At 42.8% G+C, this 25,195-nt stretch carries 23 protein-coding genes and 3 tRNA genes; 8 read left to right on the top strand and 18 right to left on the bottom strand.

The annotated features are described in order from the left end of the window. Positions 1-36: 36 nt before the first annotated feature. The 3 genes from IEV39_RS00335 to IEV39_RS00325 all read right to left on the bottom strand — a co-directional run bounded on the left by IEV39_RS00335 (position 37) and on the right by IEV39_RS00325 (position 2,191). Positions 37-327 carry a co-chaperone GroES gene (locus IEV39_RS00335; RefSeq protein WP_004652030.1) on the bottom strand — a complete coding sequence of 97 codons (291 nt, stop codon included), beginning with the start codon at positions 325-327 and terminating at the stop codon, positions 37-39. Between the two features lie 177 nt (positions 328-504). Then, on the bottom strand, positions 505-1,272 hold the full coding sequence (locus tag IEV39_RS00330; protein WP_005288311.1) for a metallophosphoesterase family protein: 768 nt from the start codon (positions 1,270-1,272) through the stop codon (positions 505-507). Then, positions 1,253-2,191 (bottom strand): diacylglycerol/lipid kinase family protein, encoded by a 939-nt coding sequence (locus tag IEV39_RS00325; RefSeq protein ID WP_005288314.1) that lies wholly within the window; start codon positions 2,189-2,191, stop codon positions 1,253-1,255. The genes IEV39_RS00330 and IEV39_RS00325 overlap by 20 nt, the downstream gene beginning before the upstream one ends. Before the next feature lie 398 nt (positions 2,192-2,589). Here IEV39_RS00325 and IEV39_RS00320 point away from each other — a divergent pair, with 398 nt between their 5' ends. Beyond that, positions 2,590-4,419 (top strand): phosphoenolpyruvate carboxykinase (GTP), encoded by a 1,830-nt coding sequence (locus IEV39_RS00320; protein WP_005231827.1) that lies wholly within the window; start codon positions 2,590-2,592, stop codon positions 4,417-4,419. A gap of 198 nt (positions 4,420-4,617) precedes the next feature. Next, positions 4,618-6,810, top strand: a complete 2,193-nt coding sequence (locus IEV39_RS00315) for a TonB-dependent siderophore receptor (RefSeq protein ID WP_005288318.1) — start codon at positions 4,618-4,620, stop codon at positions 6,808-6,810. Between the two features lie 44 nt (positions 6,811-6,854). On the opposite strand, the gene glpD is transcribed toward IEV39_RS00315, so the two are convergent. Continuing rightward, entirely contained in the window at positions 6,855-8,375 is a 1,521-nt protein-coding gene (gene glpD / locus IEV39_RS00310; RefSeq protein ID WP_005288322.1) for a glycerol-3-phosphate dehydrogenase, read from the bottom strand. A gap of 490 nt (positions 8,376-8,865) precedes the next feature. Between glpD and IEV39_RS00305 the strand changes: the two genes are divergently transcribed. After that, positions 8,866-9,078 carry a hypothetical protein gene (locus IEV39_RS00305; protein ID WP_126687684.1) on the top strand — a complete coding sequence of 71 codons (213 nt, stop codon included), beginning with the start codon at positions 8,866-8,868 and terminating at the stop codon, positions 9,076-9,078. Positions 9,079-9,347: 269 nt separating this feature from the next. Here the strand turns inward: IEV39_RS00305 and IEV39_RS00300 are convergent, their stop codons facing one another. Both IEV39_RS00300 and glpK read right to left on the bottom strand, forming a co-directional pair. After that, a complete protein-coding gene (locus IEV39_RS00300) occupies positions 9,348-10,106 on the bottom strand; it encodes a DeoR family transcriptional regulator (RefSeq protein WP_005231831.1) in 759 nt (252 codons plus the stop codon). 51 nt (positions 10,107-10,157) lie between these two features. Next, positions 10,158-11,672 carry a glycerol kinase GlpK gene (gene glpK / locus IEV39_RS00295; protein WP_005231833.1) on the bottom strand — a complete coding sequence of 505 codons (1,515 nt, stop codon included), beginning with the start codon at positions 11,670-11,672 and terminating at the stop codon, positions 10,158-10,160. A gap of 260 nt (positions 11,673-11,932) precedes the next feature. Here glpK and IEV39_RS00290 point away from each other — a divergent pair, with 260 nt between their 5' ends. After that, positions 11,933-12,355, top strand: coding sequence for a hypothetical protein (locus IEV39_RS00290; RefSeq protein WP_005288327.1), 423 nt, complete (start codon positions 11,933-11,935; stop codon positions 12,353-12,355). Between the two features lie 55 nt (positions 12,356-12,410). On the opposite strand, the gene IEV39_RS00285 is transcribed toward IEV39_RS00290, so the two are convergent. From IEV39_RS00285 to folD, 3 genes are all read right to left on the bottom strand, one after another. Next, a complete protein-coding gene (locus tag IEV39_RS00285) occupies positions 12,411-12,692 on the bottom strand; it encodes a GNAT family N-acetyltransferase (protein ID WP_005231835.1) in 282 nt (93 codons plus the stop codon). 141 nt (positions 12,693-12,833) lie between these two features. Next, a complete protein-coding gene (locus tag IEV39_RS00280; protein ID WP_005288333.1) occupies positions 12,834-13,502 on the bottom strand; it encodes a class I SAM-dependent methyltransferase in 669 nt (222 codons plus the stop codon). A gap of 48 nt (positions 13,503-13,550) precedes the next feature. Then, positions 13,551-14,399, bottom strand: coding sequence for a bifunctional methylenetetrahydrofolate dehydrogenase/methenyltetrahydrofolate cyclohydrolase FolD (folD, locus tag IEV39_RS00275; protein ID WP_005231839.1), 849 nt, complete (start codon positions 14,397-14,399; stop codon positions 13,551-13,553). A gap of 152 nt (positions 14,400-14,551) precedes the next feature. On the opposite strand from folD, the gene IEV39_RS00270 reads away from it, so the two are divergent. Together IEV39_RS00270 and IEV39_RS00265 are read left to right on the top strand one after the other, a co-directional pair. After that, a tRNA-Cys gene (locus tag IEV39_RS00270) sits at positions 14,552-14,625 on the top strand. Positions 14,626-14,633: 8 nt separating this feature from the next. Beyond that, positions 14,634-14,719, top strand: a tRNA-Leu gene (locus IEV39_RS00265). Between the two features lie 124 nt (positions 14,720-14,843). On the opposite strand, the gene IEV39_RS00260 is transcribed toward IEV39_RS00265, so the two are convergent. Next, a complete protein-coding gene (locus tag IEV39_RS00260; RefSeq protein ID WP_005288336.1) occupies positions 14,844-16,637 on the bottom strand; it encodes an alkaline phosphatase D family protein in 1,794 nt (597 codons plus the stop codon). A 213-nt stretch (positions 16,638-16,850) separates the two neighbouring features. Here IEV39_RS00260 and IEV39_RS00255 point away from each other — a divergent pair. Beyond that, positions 16,851-16,936 (top strand) — tRNA-Leu (locus tag IEV39_RS00255). 130 nt (positions 16,937-17,066) lie between these two features. On the opposite strand, the gene pgaD is transcribed toward IEV39_RS00255, so the two are convergent. From pgaD to IEV39_RS00220, 7 genes are all read right to left on the bottom strand, one after another. Further along, positions 17,067-17,483 (bottom strand): poly-beta-1,6-N-acetyl-D-glucosamine biosynthesis protein PgaD, encoded by a 417-nt coding sequence (gene pgaD / locus IEV39_RS00250; protein WP_005231841.1) that lies wholly within the window; start codon positions 17,481-17,483, stop codon positions 17,067-17,069. Positions 17,484-17,516: 33 nt separating this feature from the next. Then, positions 17,517-18,773 (bottom strand): poly-beta-1,6-N-acetyl-D-glucosamine synthase, encoded by a 1,257-nt coding sequence (gene pgaC / locus IEV39_RS00245; RefSeq protein WP_005288341.1) that lies wholly within the window; start codon positions 18,771-18,773, stop codon positions 17,517-17,519. Between the two features lie 13 nt (positions 18,774-18,786). Continuing rightward, complete coding sequence (gene pgaB / locus IEV39_RS00240; RefSeq protein WP_005288343.1) at positions 18,787-20,784, bottom strand: poly-beta-1,6-N-acetyl-D-glucosamine N-deacetylase PgaB; 1,998 nt, start codon at positions 20,782-20,784, stop codon at positions 18,787-18,789. 259 nt (positions 20,785-21,043) lie between these two features. Then, positions 21,044-21,445: a hypothetical protein gene (locus tag IEV39_RS00235; RefSeq protein WP_005231844.1), complete on the bottom strand. Its 402-nt coding sequence runs from the start codon at positions 21,443-21,445 to the stop codon at positions 21,044-21,046. Positions 21,446-21,808: 363 nt separating this feature from the next. Beyond that, positions 21,809-22,150 carry an FKBP-type peptidyl-prolyl cis-trans isomerase gene (locus tag IEV39_RS00230; RefSeq protein ID WP_005288344.1) on the bottom strand — a complete coding sequence of 114 codons (342 nt, stop codon included), beginning with the start codon at positions 22,148-22,150 and terminating at the stop codon, positions 21,809-21,811. A 30-nt stretch (positions 22,151-22,180) separates the two neighbouring features. Beyond that, positions 22,181-22,711 carry a YaeQ family protein gene (locus IEV39_RS00225; protein ID WP_005288347.1) on the bottom strand — a complete coding sequence of 177 codons (531 nt, stop codon included), beginning with the start codon at positions 22,709-22,711 and terminating at the stop codon, positions 22,181-22,183. Positions 22,712-22,792: 81 nt separating this feature from the next. Continuing rightward, positions 22,793-23,806, bottom strand: coding sequence for a CobW family GTP-binding protein (locus IEV39_RS00220; RefSeq protein ID WP_005288350.1), 1,014 nt, complete (start codon positions 23,804-23,806; stop codon positions 22,793-22,795). A gap of 477 nt (positions 23,807-24,283) precedes the next feature. On the opposite strand from IEV39_RS00220, the gene IEV39_RS00215 reads away from it, so the two are divergent. Next, the gene (locus IEV39_RS00215) at positions 24,284-24,475 is read left to right on the top strand and encodes a hypothetical protein (protein ID WP_005231849.1); all 192 of its coding nucleotides are present in this window, start codon (positions 24,284-24,286) and stop codon (positions 24,473-24,475) included. Between the two features lie 138 nt (positions 24,476-24,613). Here IEV39_RS00215 and IEV39_RS00210 read toward each other — a convergent pair whose 3' ends face one another. After that, positions 24,614-25,135 (bottom strand): acyl-CoA thioesterase, encoded by a 522-nt coding sequence (locus IEV39_RS00210; RefSeq protein WP_005231850.1) that lies wholly within the window; start codon positions 25,133-25,135, stop codon positions 24,614-24,616. Between the last annotated feature and the right edge of the window lie 60 nt (positions 25,136-25,195).

The following is a 25,195-nucleotide window of genomic DNA, read 5'->3' as shown; positions in this document are numbered from 1 at the left end:
TACTGAATCTGATAATAAATTTGAGTTATGTGTCGATTAGCCTTCAAGCACAGCTAAGATATCCGACTCTTTCATAATCAAGAGTTCTTCACCACTTACTTTTACTGTTGTACCCGCATAAGTACCGAACAATACTTTGTCGCCAACTTTAACGTCTAAAGCACGAACGCCGTTGTCAGTGATCTGACCATTACCAACTGCAATTACTTCACCTTGAGATGGTTTTTCTGCAGCAGAACCTGGAAGTAAAATACCACCAGCCGTTTTGGTTTCTTCTTCTACGCGACGAATCACAACACGATCATGTAATGGACGAATGTTGCTCATAGTTAACTCCATCAGACTTAGTCTTATTGATTAATGTATGTCACCAGTTCGTGGCAACACATATAAAATTTTGGTATGCCACTTTTTTGGGGATGAAAAAAATGGCTTCAAGGGGAAAATAAAAAAAAATTCTATTTATAGATGTTTTTTTGAGCACAAGAATAAGGTTATGCCGAATTAAACAACATTTTGTGATTTCACAAATGTTTGCAGCGATTCATCGAACCAGTAATGCTCGATCCACCCCTGATCCGAAATCACATTAAAACTATTGGATAATCCGAAGCGTAAACGCTTGGATGTGGCTGTTCCTGCATGAATATCCAGAATCGGATGATCAAACCCCAAATGAAAAATCTGATTGAGATCGTGTATCGCCACTTTATGTAAATGACCATGTAATAAACCGAACAAGCCGGTTTTACCCCACTGCTCCAAAGCAATTTTCCCCAGCACTGGACAGTCTTTATCGCCATGTTCATTGGGAAAGGTATAAAAAGGTTGATGAAACACCACCATTTTGATTTTATGCGCGGGCGCATTGTTCAAACGCTGATAAGTTTCATGAATTTGCTCTAGAGAAACATGTCCCCGGGTATGGTAGCGCCGCCGGATACTGTTTACGCCCACCAAATAGAAATGTTCAGTCTCCAAAGTGGTTTCCATACGACCAAAGAAGGCCTGATAACGCACAAAAGGAGAGAAAAAACGGTTCCAGACATGATAAAGCGGAATGTCATGATTACCAGGCACCACCAGATAAGGAATTTCCAGTGCATCCAGAAATTGACGGCAGGCATAAAACTGCTTTAATCGCGCACGTTGGGTCAGATCGCCACTCACCACCACCGCTTCTGGACGATGATCCAGACAAAACTGTTTGATCGCGTCAATACAGGCTTCACGCTCCGTTCCAAAATGCAGGTCAGACAGATGCAGTAACATTCGGAACCATTACCTTTAAAGCAGATTTTTCAACGGCAAATTTTAATGGGGTTTGCATCTCTTTCAACTCTCCATCTATTGCAACAGTTAACTGTGGCTTTTTACAATCGACCTGGATATGCTCGGCACAAAATGTATAGACACCAGAAGCCTGATCGATTTTTCCCTGAATCAGTTTCCATAACAATTTTAACAAACTGAAGCGGTCACTTTTAGCCACCACAACCCCAGCCAGTTTGCCGTTGGCAGCACACTCCGCAATTCTTAATTTCATGTCACTGAGTTGTAGCTGATTATTGCCAAAGAAAATCAATGGCGTTGCCACAGGATATTTTTCTCCATCCACGCTGACTGACAGTTTCAGGGATTTATGCTCACGCAACAAAACATCTAGCGCAGAGGTATAAGCATTTAAAGGAAGACGCCCTAGATGCTGGTTAAAGCGCTCACGCTTTTTAATAAATAAAGGATATAAGCCGAGACTGGCATTATTTAAGTAAATCTGATCATTGATCGTTGCAATATGGACTTTCTGAATCGCGCCGGTAGCAATCACCTCTGCAGCTTGAAACACATCCAGGGGAATATTCAAGACCCGTGCCACATAATTAAAAGTGCCCAAGGGAATAATGCCCATCGGAATATCGGTATGCATCAGTTTTTTTGCGACCGCATTGAGCGTGCCATCTCCTCCTGCTGCCACCACAACGCCGCGTGATTCCGTCTGTTGATGGCGAGCCAGCACCGTTCTCATCATGGCATCAAAATCTGTTTGCGAACTGAGCTCAAACACCTGAATTTCAAATCCATATTGCGTCCAGAAGGTCATCAGACGCTCATATTCTTCATCTTGCTGTGCCGCATGAAAACCCGATTTTTGATTATAAATAATGGACAGAGGCTGGACATTAGGGGACATAACTTTCAACCTTAAGGAAGATTACAGGGCTATTTTTGTTTACAAAATCAACAAATAATAGCTTGTTTATGTAAATTTTGAATGAGCTTCATTCATATAATCAATAACAATTCTCAAGAAAATAAAAAAATAATTAAATCATTGTTTTTAATAAAAATTTATAACAAAAATAACATATATAAATAAACAAAATAGCAAAATATAAAATGATAAATTATTTTAAAAACAAAAACTTATAAACATGTTAGCAATCCCTACTTTAGAACCCACCCTATTCTTTAGTCTTATATTTTTTATGATTTTATGCTTTAATACAGCCACTTTTTTTACTTCATCTGTCTTACTGCCATCCAGTAGATAGAACTTGTACGTTGTACACACTTTAAAAAGGCATCACCATGACCCAAGTGAACGCACCAGAATTCGTTCGTCACCCTAAGCTAATTGCATGGGTGGAAGAAATTGCAAAATTAACCAAACCAGCAAAAATCGAATGGTGTGACGGCAGCGAAGAGGAATATCAACGTCTTATGGACTTGATGATCGCTAACGGCACCATGCAGAAACTTAACCAAGAAAAACATCCTGGTTCTTATCTTGCAAATTCTGATCCTTCTGACGTTGCTCGTGTTGAAGACCGCACTTATATCTGCTCTCAAAACCAAGAAGATGCTGGCGCAACGAATAACTGGGTTGCTCCTGCGGAAATGCGCGCAAAATTAAATGGATTATTTGACGGTGCAATGGAAGGCCGTACCATGTATGTGGTTCCCTTCTCGATGGGTCCTTTAGGAAGCCACATTGCACACATTGGTATCGAATTAACAGATTCTCCTTACGTTGCTGTCAGCATGACAAAAATGGCACGTATGGGCAAAGCAGTTTATGACGTGTTAGGCACAGATGGCGAATTCATCCCATGTGTACACACGGTTGCTGCACCGCTTAAAGATGGTCAAAAAGATGTTGCTTGGCCATGTAACAATGAAAAATATATCGTTCACTATCCAGAAACACGTGAAATCTGGTCTTACGGTTCTGGTTACGGCGGTAATGCCTTGCTTGGTAAAAAGTGCCTTGCATTACGTATTGCTTCTGCAATGGGCCGCGAACAAGGCTGGTTAGCTGAACACATGCTGATTTTAGGCGTGACCAATCCGCAAGGTGAAAAACACTACATCGCAGCTGCATTCCCTTCTGCTTGTGGTAAAACCAACTTTGCCATGTTGATTCCACCAGCTGGCTACGAAGGCTGGAAGATTGAAACTGTAGGCGACGATATTGCCTGGATCAAACCAGGTGAAGATGGTCGCTTATACGCAATCAATCCTGAAGCTGGTTTCTTCGGTGTTGCGCCAGGTACCAATACCAAGACTAACCCGAACTGTATCGCAACGATGCATAAAGATGTTATCTATACCAACGTTGCAGTAACCAAAGACGGCGAAGTATGGTGGGAAGGTTTGACTAAAGAAGTTCCAGCTGATCTTATCACCTGGAAAGGTCAACCATACGTTGAAGGCGAAAAAGCTGCGCATCCAAACTCACGCTTTACCGTTTCTGCGGGTCAATGCCCTTCGATTGATGCTGACTGGGAAAATCCAGCAGGCGTACCAATCTCTGCATTCATCTTCGGTGGTCGTCGTGCAGACACCGTGCCTTTAGTCTCTGAAGCATTTGACTGGGTTGACGGCGTTTATAAAGCAGCAACCATGGGTTCTGAAACCACTGCCGCGGCTGTTGGTCAACAAGGTATCGTGCGTCGCGATCCTTTCGCAATGCTTCCATTTGCCGGTTACAACATGGCTGATTACTTCGGTCACTGGTTAGACATGGGCAAAAAAGTCGGTGCGAAAGCTGAAGCTGCTGGTAACAAATTACCAAAAATCTTCAACGTAAACTGGTTCCGTCGTGATGCTGAAGGCAACTTCGTATGGCCTGGTTTCGGTCAAAACATGCGTGTTCTTGAGTGGATCATCGATCGTTGTGAAGGCCGCGCTGAAGCGACTGAAACACCAATCGGTTATGTTCCAACTTACGAACAATTGAACTGGACAGGTATCGAGTTCTCTAAAGAGCAATTCGAAACAGTCACTGCACAAGACAAAGACCAGTGGATCAAAGAACTTGAAAGCCACACTGAGTTATTTACCAAACTTGGTGACCGCTTACCTCAAGCGCTTAAAGATCGTCAAAATGAATTACTGGCAGCGGTTAAATCTGCTTAAGCCTCTTAACTTCCCTCTTTCATAAAGCGGGTTCAAAGAGAATAAAAAGGTCACTTCGGTGGCCTTTTTTTATGGCTTGTCGAAATTTTCTATCAATCCCCTGCTTAGCCCTAACTATTCCCATTAAGCTTAAGACAAAACAAATTGCAAAATTAACGAATATTAACAATAATTATAATAATAATATTTCTCATTTACATGGTTGTAAGCATGAGCTCTTCCCCACTGTTTAAACGCACTCCCCTGTTTTTAGCAATTTCTACACTCGTCAGTATCAGCTCATATAGTCATGCAGTTGATGAGGCATCGCAACAACTCCCGACGATTAAGGTACAAGCCACTCAGAATGATGGCCCTAGCGAACAAAGCAAAGCCTACACGATCAAGCACAGTTCAAGTGCAACCAAGCTCAACATTGAAGCCAAAGAAACACCTCAAACCATCAATGTTGTCACACGCCAACAAATGGATGATTTTGGACTCACCAGTTCCCGCGACATTTTAAATAACACTCCGGGGGTGACCGTCAACTCATCTGAAACTGAACGCTCTGTGTATATGGCACGTGGTTTTGAGATTTCCAATATTCTGGTCGATGGTGTCGGCTTCCCTGCAAGCGCATGGAACTATAACGATACCAATCCCGATAGCTTTTTTTATGATCGCATTGAAGTGATTAAAGGTGCAGATGCGCTCACCAATGCCTTTGGTGACCCGAGCGCAACCATCAACTATATTCGCAAACGTCCGACCAAAGAATTTCAGGCCAATGCCGGGTTGAGCTATGGTTCATGGGATACGCAACGCTATGAAGCAGATGCTTCTGGTAGCCTGACACCAAGTGGCAATATTCGTGGTCGCCTTGCCGGTTTTGAGCAGACCGGTGACTCCCATTTAGATCGCTACACCTCCGAAAAAAACGGGATTGCAGGGGTATTAGAGGCAGATCTTACGGATAACACCCTCATTACAGTGGGTGCCAGCCAAGAAAAGAACAAACCGAATGCCAACAACTGGGGTGCGTTACCGCTGATGGATTCCACAGGCAAGCAACTCAGTTATGATCGTTCTTACAATCCCAATCCGGACTGGACCTATTGGGACAACACCTCACGTAATGCATTCTTTGAACTAAAACAAAAGCTCTCTGACACATGGTCTGCCAACCTGAGCTATAACTACAATGAAAAAGAGCGTAGTAGCCAGTTACTTTACTATTATGGCTATCCGAAGGCCGATGGTTCAGACGTCGATCTAACCGCCTGGGGTGGAACAGAACATAATAAACTACAAACTGCCGATTTTAACCTGCAAGGTAAATTTGACCTTTTAGGACGCGAACACGAAGCCATTGTGGGCTACACCTATTCTCAAAGCGAACAAAAAGATAAGCAGAAATCCGGAACGATCCTCGATAACAATATCGGGTCATGTACCCGTGGTACAGGTGCTAATCAATACAAAGCTCCATGTACAACGGGCTGGGCAAGCTGGACACCAAACAATGTCACCTGGAGTGCCTTAACGGATGCTGCGGATTACACCCAACGGAATCAGTCCGTTTACGCAGCAACCCGCCTGCATTTAAACGAAGGCCTGAAATTAACCTTAGGTGCGAACTATGTTCAAGCCAAAAGTAAAGGCGCAAGTTATAGCTCGCCGATGAATTATGATGAAAGTAAAGTCTCACCCTATGCCGGCATCACCTATAACTTTACTCCTGAATATACAGGTTATATGAGCTATACCTCGATTTTTCGCCCACAAACCTCAGTGGATGAAAAAACAGGGAAAGTCGCCGATCCAATCAAAGGTAAAAGCTACGAAATCGGGGTAAAAAGTGCATGGTTAGACAATAAACTAACCGGCACATTAGCCGTATTCAGAACCGAGGAAAATAATTATCCACTTCGACCAGCCGACAGTCATCCGCTCAATCGTACCTCAGCAATTAGCGACTTACGCTCACAAGGTGTAGAAGTCGGCTTGGCTGGTCAACTCACCGATCAGGTCAATGTCTCTTTGGGCTACACCCAATTCAGTCTGCAAGATATGAAAAATGGCGGTGCGGCCAGAACCTATAATCCAACCCAAAGCTTCAACCTGTTGACCACTTATTCACCTACCCAGTTACCAAAACTGAAAGTGGGCGCAGGCTTAAAATGGCAAAGCAAGATTACCCGCTTCGATCCGACGTATTCGACTTACCTGAAACAGGGGGATTATGCCTTGCTGAATTTGATGGCAAGTTATGAAGTCAGCCCTAACTTTAGCATTCAGGCCAATGCCGACAATGTCACCGATAAAAAGTACCTGAACAGCTTCACTGATGGTCAGGCATTCTACGGCGAGCCAGCCAATTATACCGTTGCACTAAAATTTAGATACTAATAAAAAAAGCCCCCTATATCAGGGGGCTTTTTTTATGAAAAGACTTAAGCAGCAACAGTGTGATGTGGTTTAGTTGCCAGATAGGCATCTAAACTTTCAATTTCGCTTTGCGCAAAGTTTAGACCCAATTTAGAGCGTCTCCACAACACATCCTGACTATTGCTCGCCCACTCAACAGCACATAAGTAGTCAACTTCTTTTGCATATAGGCCTTGACCAAAATGCTGTCCAAGCTGCTCGATTGAAGTGGCTTCACCCACAATATTCCAGATGCGCGAACCGTATGCAGATGCCCAACGTTTTGCTAAAGTTTCAGAAGCATCTGTCACTTGTGCACGAATTTCTTTTGCCAACTGTTCAGCCGACTCCATATTTTCACCACCTGGTAAGGCTTCAGTTGCCGTCCAGCTCCCCTTCATGTCCGGGAAGAATGGTTTTAACTGCTGCATGGCAGACTCTGCCAACTTACGGTAAGTAGTTAATTTACCACCAAACACTGAAAGTAGCGGTGCCTGCTCAGCCGACTCTTTAGAAAGTGCCAAGGTATAGTCACGGGTAATGGCAGACGGATTATCCGATTCATCATCACACAATGGACGTACACCCGCAAAAGTAGACACGATATCGGCTTGCGTCAACTGATTTTTAAAGTGTGCATTGCTCACTTTAATCAGATAATCGGTCTCTTCCTGGGTAATTTTCACTTGTGCTGGATCACCTTGGTACTCACGGTCTGTGGTTCCAATCATGGTGTACTGATCCAGATACGGAATCGCAAACACGATACGACGATCATCATTTTGCATAATAAATGCTTTGTCGCCTTCATACAGCTTCGGCACAATGATGTGACTGCCCTGAATCAAACGGATACCGTATGGTGATTTAAGTTGTAAATCCTGCTTAATGAATTGTGCAACCCAAGGGCCAGCAGCATTCACCAAAGCCTTGGCTTTAATCTGGAATTGACCTTGTTCATTTTCCAGATCAACCACCCAGTACTGACCTTCACGTTGTGCAGATAAACAACGGGTACGGGTCACAATATCAGCACCCTTTTCACGTGCATGCATGGCATTCAACACCACCAGACGCGCGTCATCGACGGCACAATCCGAATACTCAAAACCACGGGTAATCGCAGCATTTAGCGGACTGTCTTCCTTAAAGTAAACATTATTTGAACCCAATAATTTTTCGCGTTTGCCCAGATGGTCATAAAAGAACAAACCGGTACGGATTAACCAGGCCGGACGCAAATGCGGACGATGCGGCATGATAAAACGCATTGGACGAATAATATGCGGCGCTTTGGCTAACAATACCTCACGTTCAGCCAATGCTTCACGCACCAAGCGAAACTCTTTATGCTCAAGGTAGCGCAGACCACCATGAATCAGTTTACTACTTGCAGAAGATGTATGACTGGCCAAATCATCTTTTTCGCACAAGAACACCGACAAACCACGTCCTGATGCATCAGCAGCAATACCAACACCATTGATACCACCACCAATCACGGCAAGATCATAAATTTTGTCATTTGACTGAGGAGAAGTTTGCATAAATCACCGCAAATGTTCATTATTGTTCAATTACGAACATTTAAACATGTTAAATGAAAATAAACAATAAAGATCAGCCTAAAAAATGCCAATTTATAGACATTTTTAGATAAATGGTCAAAAACGAAAGTTGTCACTAAAGCAATAGAGATGCAGCAAAAATTTTCGAGTAAAGAGAGAAGTTAAGCAGAAGCATTACTAAGTCTATTACTCTAATTGCAAGGAAGTATTTGTTTTACCCTAAAAGTTGCAATCATGGATAAACAAAAAATCGAAATAAATTGATACATTCAATAAAAATATTTATTTTACCTTTTGGTAAAATAATTTATATTATAAACAGCTTTTTAATTAATATTTATTTTAGATAAATATTAAAAAGGCTAAAATAAAATTTTCCACTAAATTATTAACAATTATCGGAATCCTTATGAATAAGATTAAAATATTGTTTATGTCATTTTTCTTAACGTTATTATCCATTAGTACAATGACATCAGCCGATACTGTCATTGGCAATAATGGGCCAAAACAATGGGGACCGTGGTATCTCATTAAATCTGAACCTGATACCTACTGGATTAAATGCACTTATAAACGTAAACAAATAAAACCTAATGGTGGAGCATTCCTGACTGAAACCTACTCATTAGTGGTCCCACGTTATCCAGCTGGTAGATGTTCAGATACCATCACCCCATAATTTCTGAAAAGGTCTATTTAAATTAAATAGACCTTTTTCCTAAAATTAACATTAATAAAATTTCAACAAAAAAAATTATCAACAAAAATGTGAATTTGATAAATATAGAGATTCTAAAATACTGGTTTAATATAAATCCAACAAATAATTCAATCTAATAAATCTATAAAATATTATTTAAATTTTAATTAAAAAATTTCATACACATCCTGAGCCAAATAGCTTTAGCTCAAGAAAAGTAACAATTTTTCGAATTCGAAAATGAAGATTTATTTAGCAATAATCAAACCAACATCCAGTTCCTGAATGGTTTTCATAAAAGCCTCATTCGGTTGCTGATCGGTAAAAATACAATCCACCTGCTTGAGTGAACCCAGACGAATCATGGCATTACGCCCAAATTTACTACTATCGGCAGCAAGAAAAACCTGACGTGCACTTGAAACGATTTCTTGCGAAACGCAAACTTCCTGAAAATCGAAATCTAGCAAAGTCCCATCTTCTTCAATGCCACTAATCCCAACCAGTGCATAATCCGCTTTGAACTGTTTAAAGAAGTCCGCAGTCGCCTGACCAATCACCCCACCATCCGGACGTACACGACCACTGGCAATCAGAACTTCAAAGTCCTCTTTGGTACTGAGAATTTTCGCAACATTAAGGTTGTTGGTAATAATCCGCAAACCGGTATGGTTCAACAATGCGTGCGCAATTGCTTCGGTTGTGGTCCCGATATTAATGAATAATGAAGCATGATCTGGAACGGCTGCAGCGACAGCCGCTGCAATGGTTCTTTTTTCTTCCAGCATATGCCCGACACGCATGGTATATTCAGTATTTTCCACACTTGAATCATGCGCTGCACCACCATGGTAACGACGCAACAATCCCTCATCCGCCAATTGATTGATATCACGACGGATGGTTTGTGGCGTCACATCAAAATGCTGAGCAAGCTCTTCAATACTGATATAGCCACGTTCTCTCACTAATTCGAGGGTTTTCTGTTGGCGCAATATCAAGCTCATGCTCATCCATCCTGTATTGTTTTAGGTGTTACTCAATCGGGTTATTTTAACTTAATCTTCCGCCCAATCACGAGTACGTCCGACCGCTTTTAACCAACCTTTGTACAGTTTTTCAGTTACTTCCTGACCGCACTCCGGGGTAAAGGTATTTTCAATGGTCATTCTACTCTTTAATTCGTTCAGGTCAGACCAGAAACCGACCGCCAAACCAGCCAAGAATGCAGCACCCATCCCCGTGGTTTCTTTCATGGCTGGACGTTCTACCGAAGTCCCCATGATGTCGGCCTGGAACTGCATCAGGAAGTTATTGGCAGTAACACCACCATCCACACGTAAGGTCCGTAACTTTTCGCCTGAATCCTGTTGCATGGCATCCAGTACATCACGGGTTTGATAGGCAATCGACTCGAGTGTGGCACGGATAATATGTTCAATGCTGACACCGCGGGTAATGCCCATAATTGCACCACGCGCAGTCGGGTCCCAATACGGCGCACCCAAGCCAGTGAATGCAGGCACCACGTAGACGCCATTGCTGTCTTTAACTTTGGTGGCATAGTATTCAGAATCATGTGAGTCATTAATGGCTTTTAATTCGTCACGTAACCACTGTACGCATGAACCACCATTAAATACCGCACCTTCCAGTGCATAATTCACTTCTCCACGCGGACCACATGCAATCGTCGTTAGCAGACCATGATCTGACTGAACCATACGTTTGCCGGTATTCATCAGCAAGAAACAGCCAGTGCCATAGGTATTTTTTGCCTGCCCGACTTCTACACACATTTGACCGAACAAGGCTGCCTGTTGATCACCCGCAATTCCGGCAATTGGAATTCCAATTTCCTGACCGCTAATGGTGTGGGTATAACCATAAACTTCTGAAGAACTACGCACTTCTGGCAACATCGCTTTTGGAATATCCAAAGCTTCAAGCAGTTTGTCATCCCATTCCAGTGTTTCAATGTTGAATAACATGGTGCGCGATGCATTGGTATAGTCAGTGACATGAGCCTGACCATTGGTCAGTTTCCACAATAACCAGGTATCAATCGTACCAAACAACAATTCACCACGCTTTGCGCGTTCACGGCTGCCTTCCACACGGTCAAGAATCCACTTGATTTTTGTTGCCGAGAAATATGGATCAATCACCAGACCCGTCACTTTACGGACGTAGTCTTGCCAGCCATCCTGACGAAGCTGGTTACAAATCTCATTGCTTTGACGACTTTGCCATACAATTGCATTGTAGATAGGTTTACCTGTCTGCTTATCCCAGATCACCGTCGTTTCACGTTGGTTGGTAATCCCGATCGCTGCAATCTGATCACTTGAGATACTCGCCTGCGCTAAGGCTTCAACCCATACTGCACTTTGCGTCGCCCAGATTTCCATAGGATCATGCTCAACCCAACCTGGTTGTGGGTAAATTTGCGTAAATTCACGCTGAGCAATACTGATGACATTCGCATCGTGATCCAATACGATTGCACGTGAACTCGTTGTACCTTGGTCAAATGCAACCACGTATTTTTTTTGACTATCTGTAGAGATCATGACATACCTATCCAGACTTGCTTGTGTATAGTGCAATAAATTAAATGCCCGTTAAAAAACGGGCTCCAATACTGCAAAAAAGCAATGACTTCTGTATTAAATAAAAAACTTGGCAGATTATATGCAAAATTGTTCGAAAACGAAAATTCTTTCTTTAACTTTGAACATAAAAACGATGAATAGCCCGTATTTTAAAGATAACTCACAATAAAAAACTGTTTTTATGCGATACTAAAAGCAGAAATAACAGGACCATTGATATGAAAAAAACGAATTTATTCTTTCTTGTAAGCGGTACTCTTCTTATTGCAGCCTGTCAAAGCAGTCCACATCAATATAATGGTGTGACTGGCTACCAAATTGAAAATAAAACAACGACTTCGGCAACGATTGCCTACACACTGGCAGCACATAGCAATCGTGATATTGATGAGAAAAAGTTACAACATGCCTGCAAACAGGTCTTAGGTGCAGAAAAAAACTACAAAATTTCAGTGCTTAGCGTCAATGAAATTATGAATCCGACCCAACAAGAACAATATGGCGTCAAGCTCGGTAACAGTCGCGCAACTTTTGGCCTATCAAACTCGCCAGATTTCAACAATAGCGAAGGTTATGCAACTCGTCAGGCACTTGAAGCCCGTCCTGCCACCTTAAAAGTGGTACGTTACAGCTGTTCTTAATCAGGCCGATTGTTTAAACAAAGGATATCCCCGGCACTGGAGATATCCTTTTTTATTATTTTAAAACGTCATGAATCGAGAGATCTTTATCAAACACCGATTTTGCAAACGGACATAAAGGAATGACTTTCACCTGACGTTCACGCACAAAGGCAATCAACTCCTTTAACAGCTTATGCCCTACACCTTGCCCACGAAATTGATCATCGACATCTGTATGGTCAATAATGAGCATAGCATCTCCCGCCCAGGTATATGCCATTTCACCTGCCAGTAGCTCGCCTTCGAACAACTTAAAAGCGCCGTGTTTACCATCGTCAACGTGTTCAATTCCCATAGGATGCTCCATTTATGTTCTATTTAATGCCATCTTACAACGTCATTACCGATCTTCTATGTTTTAACATGGGCTTGGGTCGTGCTGTGTTAAGATTTTATATTTAACCATCCGATAAGCTCATCCTGAACCTGCCTGATGTTATTTGGTTCGATAAAAGCTCACATTACGGAATTCTTTTGATTCATCCAGATCTGGCCAGGTAGTGGCACTGCGCTCGTCAATTTTTAGATATTGCGGATGACTAAAGTTCTTTACCCGACTATCTGCCACCCACACTTCAGGGGCAAACTTCAGGAACTCATCCAGAAAGAAACGATTACATTGATCGTAGAGCACATCTGCAGCTAACAATACATCAACTTGCCCAGACTGATACAAATCATCCAGATATTCCAGCTCCACATCATTCAATAATGCATTCTCCCGACATGATGCCAGACTGACCGGATCAATATCACAGCAAATCACCCGCTTCGCACCCGCCATTTTTGCTGCAATGGCAACTACACCCGACCCAGCACCAAAGTCCAGCACCACTTTATCTTTAACATGATGCGGCTCTGCCAATAACCATTGCGCCATGGCCAGACCAGACGCCCAGCAAAAAATCCAGTACGGTGTTTCATTCCAGATGCGTCGAATCACTTCATCATCTAAACGGTCTGTTGGAAATACCGGAGGAATCAACCACAGTGAAATCGGCGTTTCAGGTAACTGTTGTGCCAGCAAGTCGGTGTTTGGAATGACCTCATGCAATGCCTTCAGCAATTGCTCAGGCGCCTTGGCAAATTGAAATGTACAACTCATATAGATTTAGTTCTAAAAAAACCCCTCTTGGCGAGGGGTTATCAATGCTTATCCTAATGCTTTTTCAGCAGCTTCTACAGTTTGACGAATCAAGGTGGTAATCGTCATCGGACCCACGCCACCCGGCACTGGGGTATAAGCTGAAGCAATCTCTTCAATACCCACCAACTGGATATCACCTACACCGCCACCATCACGTGGATGGAAACCGGCATCCACCACAACTGCGCCTTGCTTGATCCAGTCTTTTTGGATCAGTTCAGCTTTACCCACTGCACCCACAATAATATCGGCCTGTTTCACCAGTTCCGCTAAGTTTTGTGTACGAGAGTGGCAAATCGTCACAGTTGCATTGGCTTGTAACAGCATCATCGCCATCGGTTTACCCAAAATAGCAGAACGGCCGACAACTACTGCATGCTTACCTGCGATTTCAATCTTGTTTTCTTGCAAAATGGTCATGATACCCGCTGGAGTCGCTGAACCATAAGCGGCTTCGCCCATCGCCATACGACCAAAACCTAAACAAGTCACCCCATCCACATCTTTTGCCAGTGAAATTGCATCAAAACATGCTCTTTCATCAATTTGTTCAGGCACAGGATGTTGCAACAGGATCCCGTGAACATCAGGATTGGCATTTAATTTTTCAATTTCAGCCAAAAGCTGTTCAGTTGTGGTTTCTTTTGGAAGCTCAACCTTAAGCGAATCCATACCGACACGGCGGCAGGCATTACCCTTCATACGCACATAAGTTGCAGATGCACCATCATCGCCAACCAGAATGGTGGCCAAGATTGGGGTACGTCCCGATTTTGCTTTTAATGCTTCTACACGTACCAACAAATCCGTTTCAATCTGTTTTGCTAATGCACGACCGTCTAAAACCAATGCCACAGCACATCTCCAAAGTGGGTATGAATGAATTGGGTAAATAATACATGATAATTTGAGCAATATTCTTTTAGATGTTGTTTTTATGTGCATATTCGCGATAAACACTATTGTTTTTTTTTAAAAGATTGCTAATATGTGCATCACCAAGAGATGGCGGGGTGGCAGAGTGGTCATGCAGCGGACTGCAACTCCGTGTACGCCGGTTCGATTCCGACCTCCGCCTCCATTGGTAAAGCCCGAGTGGTGAAATCGGTAGACACAGGGGATTTAAAATCCCCCGCCCACAAAGCGTGCCAGTTCGAGTCTGGCCTCGGGCACCATTTTTCAGCTAATGAAACATGGTGCAAATAAAAATCCAGCGTAAGCTGGTTTTTTTATGCCTGAAATTTGGAATATCATAAAAAAGCCAAGTACATTGACTTGGCTTCCCACCACGCTTGAAACTTAAGCCACTTGCTGCCCTGTTCTGACTGCGACTAAGTTTTTATCCAGTGTTAACTGATAGCCACGGCTCTGATCAACCGCATAGTCAGACTTTTTGATCGAATCCAGATAAATCCACTGTGACTGAACCTGCGCTGTATCAAATTGAACCATTAAATAACCTCTTTGATTTAAGTTGCAGTAATTCAACTCATCAATCAAGGTGGTAAAGGCAAATTCAAATTGCTGCAACTGGGCCAAAGGAATATTCAGGTACTTTTCCAGCCCTGGTGAAGACACTGAACTGGTGGCTAACTCTACCCCAACAAATGCCCCATCTTTACTGTATAAATTTGAGGCCCATGCATTATGGGTATCCCCTGCCAGCACCACAACTTTTTTCTTGAGTTGTGCCAAAACAGCATACACAATCTCACGCTCGGCAAAATAACCGTCCCATGCATCCAGATTATACGGTGCTACCGTCAGAACACGTGCTTTTTCTTGTGCGGTTAACGTCGGATCACCATTCTGTAAACGGATTTTCAGGGTCATCAGCTCGGCAATCTGCGCATTCATCTTTTCTAAGGTGCCCGTACTTGGCTTTCCTGAAGTAATTTCTGCCAATGCAAATAATAACTCAGCAGGCACCAGCATCTTGGTCATGAGAATTTGCTGGCCCAGCACATTCCACGTCGCGGTAGAGCTTGGCAAAACGCCTGTGACACCCTGCTGTGGATTTCCCAATAACCATTCGCGTTGGGTTTCACCGATTAAGGTTCGCGCCGGACTGGTTAAATCTGCCCGGAATCTGGCAATATCCAAACCATTTGCTGTCATATAGTCGGCATAATCCAGTTGTTGATCACGCGCAATAATACGGGTATCCAGCATCATCAAATTCACCAGCCCGCCAAAGTCAAACTGGCGATAAATCTTGGTATGTTGCTCATCCACTGGACGAATCGGCATCCATTCAAAATAAGCCTGTAAAGCCGCCAACTTTCTTTCTAAAAACTTACCTTCATTCTTTGCTTGTGGAGTTTCTTCAGTATGATTTTCCGCCCCTTCTCGCCATGCGTCATTGGCTAACTCATGATCATCCCAGACGACAATAAACGGATGACGTTGATGTAATGCCTGCAAGTCTTTATCTTTACGATACAGCGCATAACGCTTGCGATAATCATTTAATTTGATAATTTCCGTATTATTATCTGCTTCAAGTTTACGAACAGCTTCATCTTTTGCATAACCATCTGCACCATATTCATAAATATAATCGCCCAGATGAATCACCACATCGACATTTTGTTTGGCCATTTCACGATATACATAGAAATAGCCCACCGGATAATAAGAACATGAACATACCGCAAAACTGACTTTTGTCGCACTGCTGGGCAAGGTCTTGGTTTGACCGATAGGAGAAATCTTATCGCCGAAGATAAAACGGTAGAAATAGCTTTGATCTGCTTTTAAACCTGTGGCATCGACCTTTACGGTAAAATCATAGGCTGCCGTTGTTATGACTTTATCGGTTTTAATGATTTGCTTGAATTGCTGATCTAAAGCGATTTCCCAGGTCACTTGCAGACGCGCACTACTCTCACTTGGCGTCAAGCGTGTCCACAAGATCACGCGATCCTGCAATGGATCACCACTGGCAACCCCATGTTCAAAATTCACTTGCAATGTTGCTGTCTCTTGATCTGAGCTGTCGTTACAGCCCGTCAACCCCGCAGTTAAAGACAACGCCCCGAAACCGAATAGACTTTTTTGAATGAGTTCCCGCCGTGAAATTTTTGCTGTCATTTGGATAGCTACCTTTACTTTTATTGGTTTAAATAAATGAGTAAAGTTAATTCGCCAACATGAAGCTTTAATCTCAGTTTGATGAAAGAATCATGAAAGTTATATGACACTGCTTAATTTTCATCAGACAAACTTCTGAATCGCTTGAAAAAAAAGCAAATAGTGAGTTTTACTCTTGCCAAGTTTTAAAGTGTCCTCTATTATTGCGCACATGCCCGAGTGGTGAAATCGGTAGACACAGGGGATTTAAAATCCCCCGCCCACAAAGCGTGCCAGTTCGAGTCTGGCCTCGGGCACCATTTTTCAGCGAATGAAAGATGGTGCAAATAAAGATCCAGCGTAAGCTGGTTTTTTTATGCCTGAAATTTAGGAAGATAAAATAAAAATGCCCGAGAAAAGACTCAGGCATTCACTCTAAAACCGTAAAGATTATTCCACCCGAATAATTTTACCATTCTCATCATGATGTACGATACTGACCTTCTGCTGACGCCCTGCCTGAATTTCTTGCTCAGGTAGCTCAAAATAACGTGCATAATCAGGCAGTGTCTTTTCCACTACATGTTTTTGATGTACACGTTTGGCCGGTAACAGTCCCCAAAGCAATAAGGCAACTGCACACATAAACAGGGCCGTGACACCATGCTCAATGCCGTCACTCAATGCCGACATCAAACGCTGGGCAATATGGGCCTTTTGTAATTCAATCAAGACCCAGACCAAAATAAAGGGACGCCATAATAACAACCAGACTGCCCACATCATTGCGGTGGTGGTGGTCGAAAAATAACGTTTATGCCATGGGAGCTGGCGACGTATATCAATAATCAAACTGTCTGCTTTCATTGCTTATTACTCAGCAAAATGAATCTTTGCGATTCAACGAATTCCACGATCTGGGCTAATCCAACGGGCACGCTTTTCATCATTACGCAACAGGACCTTTGGAAAGGCGACGATTGTAGCAGTAATCGTGATTAACCAAAACACAAACGGGTACCAAATCATCCAATAATAATTTTTCCCTAAGTTTGGCTCATAACGACTATCCATCCATTTGCTTAAAGCAAACTGAATTAGACAGGTGGCCCCCAATAAAATTCCACTGCCATATGGTAAAAATGGAGAGCTGACCACTGCCAGTGCCGGTATCGCAAGCACGAAATGCAATAACCAGATCACCGCCATAATAAGCATCAAATATGACCAAACGAGTGTCAAACACAGCTCAAACATCAACGGCCATAAAAAATTTAATTTTGGTTTCAGGAAGACATCAATATTCTTGACCAGCACCTGTGCCCCGCCCATCGCCCAACGCAAGCGCTGCTTCCACAACCCGTTTAAGGTTTCAGGCATTAAAATCCACACCAGCGCATTCGGCTCAAAACGCACATCCCAACCGGCACGTTGCAGTTTCCAGGTAATATCAATATCTTCGGTCAGCATGTTCGGTGACCAGTAGCCCACCTGATGCACCGCACTTTTACGAAAGGCGGTAATCACCCCAGATACGGTAAATAAACGGCCAAAAGTACGCTGGGCACGCTTGATCATGCCGACAATTGAAGAAAACTCGCCCACCTGAATCCGTCCAAGCAAGGTCGAACGGGTACGGATTCGTGGATTACCTGTTACCGCTGCAACCGTTGGATCTTCCAGAAAGTGTCGTATCATCCATTTAGCAGCATGGGGATCGAGCAATGCATCGCCATCAATCCCGATCAGGAATTCTGCATCGGTCATCAGACTGCCTGCTTGCAGCCCCATGGCCTTACCCTGATTTTGCGCTAAATGGACCACGCGCAATTTGTCGTACTGGGTCGCCAAGCGATCCAGTACTTCACCGGTATTGTCAGAACTGCCGTCATTAATCGCAATCACTTCAAAATTGGGATAGTCCAGTTTCAGTGCATGGCTAATGGTTTCTTCAGCATTGTCCCCTTCATTAAAGCAGGGAACCAAAACCGCAACTTTTGGATACTCAGCTAAAGCAGCAGGTTGCTGATAAGGCGGATCCTGACGCTCTTTCCAGTAGAAAATAATTGCCCCGACCATCCACAAATACGACATGAACAAGGGATAGTAAAAAACAAACTTAATGGCATAAGACCACAATAAAGCAAGCCAACTCATCTACATTACTCGACTATGGTACTAATTGAGATGATTTTAGACTAAAAGCCTTATGCATTGTTTCTACATCTGGATGCCCTTTGATCGGATCGTCAGGATAATAGGCAATATGCATCGCGCCCTGCTCATATAGAGACTTAATGGTCGCTGACATTTCTTCGGAAGGCACTTTTTCATTATTGCGCCAGTTAATGGCCTGTAGCTCCATTACGGTCTTTTTCACACCATTTGGATATTTTTTCACACGATTTAAAATATCACTGTAGAACTTTTCCGGATTCTCAGATTGCTCCATATAAGGCATGGCCATAATCGCGGTAAAGTCATAACGATTCAGTGATTGCTCCAACGACTGGGCATACCAGTTTTCTGCATAAGGATTTAACGCCACCTGTGCATATAAATTACGCGCAGTCACTAAGAAAGGTTGATATTGACGCACCTCTCCTGCCAGTTCCATTGCGAAATCATCTAAATAGCGTGTCTTATAGGCCGTCCATTTTTGCAAATCAGCGTCATTATCACGAATCTTTGCCAAGTCGGTCGGCAGACCTTGCTTAGCATAAGCAGCCAAAGCCTCTGGGCTCGCATCTTCGTAGTCCGACAAGGTCACATCGTCATGAAACAACAGGCCATCAAACGGCGTCGATTTTGCCAGATCCTGATAAATTTCCTTAATGGTTTGACGCGCTTCTGGCGAGAATGGGCTGAGACGGATATAGCCCATATTTAAATGGTCACCTTCTTTTGCCTGCTGCGTTTCCACCAGATCTTTGGATACCGGATCGGTTTTAGGCAGTTCCCAAGCCAATAATGGCATCCATGCATAGAGACGCTGTACAGGGGTACGGGTCTGGATTTGCCAAGCCACACGGTTAAACAAGTCTGCACGCATTGGAATATGACGGTTCGGGAAATACACCATATCCGCTGAGCCGTTGGCGTCCGGGTCAGAGAAGGCTTGTAAATAAACGGTATTGACGCCCATGCCATTAATACGGTCAATCAAATGATCGAGATTACGTTCTTGCTGCTTCTCATCCGGATCATAAATATAGTCCAGATCCACATGCATGATTTTTTGCGGACGATTATTGTCGTTCAGGTTCAGTTCACGGTTTTTAATTTCCTGCGCCAGTGCACTGGTCGACATACTGCCCTGAATCAGGATACGACTCATATTCTGTAAGGATTGCTTGGCATGATCTGCCCCATCGTCCAGCGTGATGGTAATCGGCATACCGAGCTGCTTCGCGGCTTGTACCAGTTGCATGTTATAGCGCCCATACGGCCAGACCATGACACGCGGTGAACGGAGACCATGGGCTTTTAATAGCTCATTATTCTTTTTCAGGTCACCAAAGACACGTGCCTGATAAGTTGCATCACTTTCATAGCTTTTGCTTTTTGGGTCATAAATGCGCGCAATCGCGGCAGGCTCCAGATTGCCTTGAGGATTGGCATTAATGCCTTGATGCAAATGGTAACTATGGCTGGCAATTTCCACCAGACCACTATTTTGCATGTCTTTCAACTCTTCCCAGCTCAAGATTTTATTGCGTGCAATTTCCTCACCGCCAAAGTCAACCTTCTGGCCCGCCTTAGGTTCTAACCATGACCCTACCACTGCCAGCACCACCGGAATTTTTTTGGCACGAATAATCGGATAGGCATTTTGGTAAAAAGATTGATAACCATCATCCACCGTCAACAACACCGGTTTTGCCGGCAGTCGATACTTGCCCTGATGTGCCTTGATCAACTGATCAACATTGATAAAGTGATAGCCATTCTTCTTGAGCCAGTCGATATGTTCACTGAACTGTTGTGCCGTCACCGAATAGCTAGGAATCAGCGCATCTTTCCTGTCTGTGATTTCATGATAGCCAATGACGGTTAAGGTGGTTGCATCGATTTTTGGTTTTGCAGCAAACGTAGTGGTGCTAGCAACCACGCCAAACACAAGACCTAAAACTGTATTTAAGGTCGGAGACACGAAACGTGTGGTCATAGAGATATCGTCTCAAGATTAGAAATGTGCTGATCGCAAAGCATGCCTGAAGCCTCTTACACTTTATTGAAACATCAGAGAATTTAAATGATCAGCTGGGAATATGGATTGTATTTATAATTTTAAAAACTGAAAATAAACTTAAAAGTATTTTTTATGAAATAAATCACAGGATAACTGGGGTTTTATTAACAAAAATCTAAAAACTCCTAAGATGACACGCAACATTAGGAGTTTTTCGAATCGTGATTGGCTGGCTTTAATACTGGATGGACTGAAAATTCGGATCGTCTGCGAGCTGCTGTAAATAGTGCCGTTCTTTTTGATAAAAATATTTATTTAAACGGTTCACCCATTCCCCACGGCGGAAGGTCAATATTTTTTTATGCACACCATCATATTCCAGTAATACCACATTACTGTCATCTTCGCCTGTCGCCAAACGGGTCAATTTATAATCATGCGGCGCATATTGATGCGATGGCTGCAAGGATCTCAAAATTTCGACTTTATATTCACCATCCAGCCAGTAATGTTTATCCATTAAAGCTTTTTCATTGACCCAGAAACCGGTTTCCGCACCATCATGGGTATCAATCAGAAAAAAATGATCCAGTTCCCTTAACAACTCTGATGCAGTGATATCCAAATAATCATTCATACCCACCTCTACTCACTCAAATTCTTATCGTTGCTTATGCTATTTTTTTATCATGGTTCAATTACAAGTGGTCTTGCCCCCGCCACCTGTAATCACCCAAAGCACAAATGATCATGACCTGTAGTGAATAATGGGTTTTTGCAACAGTATCATCAAAAATTGCGCTTTTCATTCAAACATATACAGGAGCGTATAGAGAATCAATATTTTTCTCTTGGGTTGCTCTATAATTCAGATAAAAGAAATTTATTTAAAAATCATAATGTTATTTAAAGATTATATTTATAATAATATGTATTTGATTTTAAAGTGATTTAGCTAAAAATCAGACTAAATCACCTTTATTGCTACGCTACAAAAATGTTATTCGTCGCGAGTTTTTACATCAAAAAGCTCGATCTCAAAGGTCAGATTGGCATTGGCCGGAATAATCTTTCCAATCTTACGCGCGCCATAAGCCAAATGTGCTGGCACAATCAGTTTACGCTTGCCACCCACGCGCATGCCGATAATGCCCTGATCCCAACCCTTGATCACACGGCCTGTGCCAATCACGGTTTCAAAATAGTTGCCGCGATCCAGTGAAGAATCAAATTGGGTGCCATCTTCCAGCCATCCGGTATAGTGCGTGGTAATTAAGGCACCTTTCACCGCTTCTTTACCTTCACCGACTTTTAAATCAATAATTTCTAATTCTGCGCTCATTTCTATCTCTCCAAATTACTCAAACCAAGATTATTGCAATTGTTGCCATTGAATGTCGACCTGACCTTTATCGCTGAGCAAGATCCATTCGCCATCCATGATATTCAGCTGTAATTGCATGGTCCGTTCGCATAAGCCTTCAAGCGCTTGTGTGGCTTGAGGAGCCAATTGCCACACTTGTACATTGCTTAAGGTGTTAATCTTGCTATTCTTCTGCCACCAGTCGTCTGCTTGCGAGCCATACGTCACGACAGCCACCTGCTTACAACGGGCACTGGCCTTTTTGACTTTATCTTCCGATGGGCAACCCACTTCAATCCACTTTTCTAACAGCCCCGTAAGATCTTTTTGCCATAAAGCAGGCTCATCTGTTTCAAACAGGTCTTTGGTAAATTCCAGACGCTCATCGGCAAAACGCGCATAAGCAAGGATACGAACCATTAAACGCTCAATGGTTTCAGATGGATGCAGTGCCAGTGTCAGTTGATAATCTGCATAGATATGCTCATCCATATTGGCAATATTCAGGTCTGCCTTATATATTGTTGCTTTTAACGCCATAAACGATACTCTTAAAATACGGTACTCTCAAATTTGGCGCTAAGCATACTCTATTTTGCGGGCAAGAATGCGCTGAATTATTCAGGCAGTCGATGAATCTTCAGGATTGCGACAAGCCAGTAACTGGGTCTCAAATGCTAGCCAATCCTGCTCAGACTGTGTAATCACCTCAATCCGGTTATCAATACCTTCTTCGGCAGATTTATAGTTAAATTGCTGTGGATTGAAATTAAAACTTTTCCAGCCCTGATCGGTATGAAAAATCCCCTTGATCCGCACCCAGTCTTGCTGTGTACACAACAGATCCAGCAGCTCATAAAAATTGAACTGCCAACGTTTGGGAAGTTTCCAGCCTGCAACCGTATACCCCTGAGCCGTCTCAATATAGTGATAAGGCAGCTGTTTAATTTCAGCGACTGGCGCATGCGTCGGTTGTGCTTGTTGTAGCTTTAATAAAGGCTGGATTTTACGTTGTATTGCCTGCTGCTGAATATCCAATCGTTGAATATCCACTTGCCCATTTTTAGCTTCTATCCAATATTGAACATAGGTTTCATAGTCTTGTTTTAATACAGTATAAGCTTGACGGTCCTCTGCAGTCATACAGTCGATATGGGATAGCACCACAATTTGTGCCGCTTTGAGTTGATCCGTATATAAGTTTTGCTTGACCCACTGCTCATCATGTAAACGGCTACCATCCACCACGATCACTAAAGCCCGCATTGCCAAACTGCTGTGCCAGTGTGGCTCAGTCAGTTGTTCCAGAAGCTGCGCAGGATGGCCCAAACCGGTCGGTTCGATAAATAAACGGTCAGGTTTACTTTCAGTTAATAGTCGTGCAAGTGCAATTTGCATCGGCAATTGACTACTACAACATAGACAGCCGCCCAATAGCTCTTTGACTGCATAACCTTGTTGTTGGCTAATCAATTGTTGATCGACACCAATTTGGCCAAACTCGTTCATCAAGATTGCCCAAGTCTCATTCTCAGGCTTTTGCTTCAATAAGTGCTGTAATAACGTGGTCTTACCCGCTCCTAAAAAACCGGAAATAATATGGGTGGGGACCGTTTTGGGCGCAAGAAATTTCACGAGGCACTCGCATTAAAAATTTATTTCATTCTAATGAGAAAAATTGATTAAATAAATTAAAGAATATCGATTGATATACTATGTCTTTAAACGCATTAATTCAAAATAAGGTGATATTCATCACAATCAACATCTAAAAAATATATTTAATCTAAAAAAACAAATGGTTTATTCAATTAACCCATATTCGTTAAACTTAAATCAATGTTTAAAATACGTAAAAAATCCGCTTGTTTTTTGATCACAAAAACATATTTCCATACATTTTCATCCTTAATTTCTCCATGCTATTTTACACAGTGACTACATAAAGCGACGCAATATTTCATATTGTTAAGAAGGACGTAATAGATTGTTAAGGATGTTGCTGCAAAAACGTTTGGCCCATAGCATGGACCTCATGCCGAAATGAGAGATTCGGATTGACTGAATCCTCCATTGATGGCTGTTATTTTAAATGAAATAAGGATGCCAAACATGAAACTTATCAAAACTCTTCTTGCAACAACTCTTACTCTTGCAGCAGCGTCTTCATTTGCAGCAACAGCTGACGAACAAGCTCAGACTCAGGACAGAGTAGTTGTTTCTACTCAAGAGCAACCTGGTACTCAAGCTGCGACTGACGCAACTGCTGAAGCACCTGCATCTACACCTGCACCAACAAACTAAGTAGATCTGAAGGTCTCCTCCAGACCTTTGGACCAACATTCGTAATGATCTAACGCTTATTTCATTACCAATGTAAAAAAAGATCGGACCATGCTGCGGTCCGATTTTTATTTTTTGAGCATCTTAAAATTTAGACGCTTAGCATTGCGTCGATTTTTTAAACATACTGCATGAAGGTTGATGAACTTCTTGCAAACGTGTAGCTTTACGCTGCTCTGCTGCCTCAAAACGACAACGTTTCCATTCCGTATCCAGATTTAAGGCGGGTACCTGTTTGGGCTTACGCTGCTCATCCACTGCAACCATGGTGAAATAGCAGGTATTGGTATGGCGTATGGTTCTATTCTGGATATGTTGCGCTTCGACACGGATACCGATTTCCATTGAGGTGCGCCCAACATGATTGACGCTGGCCAGAAATGTCACCAGTTCGCCCACATAAATCGGTTCTTTAAAATTCACCCGGTCAACCGATAAAGTCACCACATAACTTCCTGAGTATCGACTTGCACATGCATATGCAACCTGATCGAGCAGCTTGAGAATCGTCCCCCCATGAACGTTGCCTGAAAAATTTGCCATGTCTGGGGTCATCAAAACGGTCATGGTCAGCTCTGACTGGTCATCAGGCGCCTGGTTCGCTTGATCTAATTGATACATGAGAACAGCTCATTAAGAATGTAACCTGATTATTATCGTTGATTCATGCGCATAAAAATA

Origin of the sequence: Acinetobacter courvalinii (assembly GCF_014635545.1) — a bacterium.
GTDB classification, from domain to species: Bacteria; Pseudomonadota; Gammaproteobacteria; order Pseudomonadales; family Moraxellaceae; genus Acinetobacter; species Acinetobacter courvalinii.
Note: the sequence above shows the minus strand (reverse complement) of the source record. Positions and strands in the feature narration are given on the sequence as shown.